Annotated in this window: 2 pseudogenes; both read left to right on the forward strand. The window is 65.7% G+C overall.

The features are described from left to right. Positions 1-586, forward strand: a pseudogene (locus GOALK_RS01215) (HNH endonuclease); the annotation flags it as partial. Positions 587-653: 67 nt separating this feature from the next. After that, positions 654-825 (forward strand): annotated as a pseudogene (locus GOALK_RS23790) (dicarboxylate/amino acid:cation symporter); the annotation flags it as partial. Positions 826-1,153: the final 328 nt, after the last annotated feature.

Genomic DNA, 1,153 nt, shown 5'->3' on the forward strand with positions numbered 1-1,153 from the left:
CCTGGCCGCCGACACCCAGCCCTGGCTGGCGGTGTTCAAAGACGCCACCGCCGTCCCGCTGTACTTCGGACGCGGCAAGAGGTTGGCCACCCGTGAACAACGTCTCGTGTCCTTCGCCCGACCCGACGGCGAGGTCTGTTCCACCCCCGACTGCGGCATATCCGCCGCGCACGTGGAAATGCACCACGCGCAACTGGATTGGGGTCTCGGTGGACTCACCGACATCACCGACCTCGCACCGGCGTGCCCGAAACACAATCGCATGGTCGGCGAGCAGGTAGGTCAGTTCACCACCCGCATGGTCCGTGAAGGCCCCGACGAAGGTCGCTGCGCCTGGCGGTTGAACGCCGAACCCGGCGCCCCACCCAACCCCGAACACATCAACCGGCGACCCGACATCCCCCGCCGATTCGCCGAACAACTCAACAAGGTGCGCACCGAGATCCACGGACCCGACGAGGAGTCCGGCGCTGAAACGCGCCTTCACCTGCGCGAGGTCATCGACCTCCGCAACGCCACCGACGCCGAAGCCACCCTCGCCTCGCTGCTCCTCGCCGCCGCCTACCCGACCCTCGCATCCGTATGACGTTGTGTCCGGAATGCGGGCACAACATCATAAGGTTCAACCGCCTCACCTGCGACGAAATCCGGACCTCAACTACATGATCGTCGTGATGTTCCTCGCGCAGGCGGGCCGAGTGGAGCTCACCGTCGGCGACATCGCCCTCGGCATGGCCCTCGCGATCCTGCTGAACATGGGCACCATCACCGTGCCCGGCGGTTTCCCGGTGGTCGCGACCCTTCCTCGCCACGTCGCTCGACCTCATGCCTAGGCCCCACGACCTGCGGGTACTTGGACCTCAATGATCCCGAACCGGCTGCGGGCGTTGTTTTTCCGCAGTAGCGTCACGGACATGCCAGCATATTGGGTCATGTTCGTCGTCGCGCTGATCTCCTGCATCATCATCGGGGTCGGGTTCATCGTCGGCATCCCCGGCAACAAGGACTGATCGCCGGCCCCTCCTCTGCGGCCGCATCGAGAGTGCGCGCCGCAGGTCAACGTCGCGCGCACCACTTCGACACGCGCACAACTTCGACACGATCGCCACTTCTGGCGCATGAGCGCTGGTCACAGCCAGCGCTTGTGCGCCGG

Source organism: Gordonia alkanivorans NBRC 16433, from assembly GCF_000225505.1.
GTDB lineage: Bacteria > Actinomycetota > Actinomycetes > Mycobacteriales > Mycobacteriaceae > Gordonia > Gordonia alkanivorans.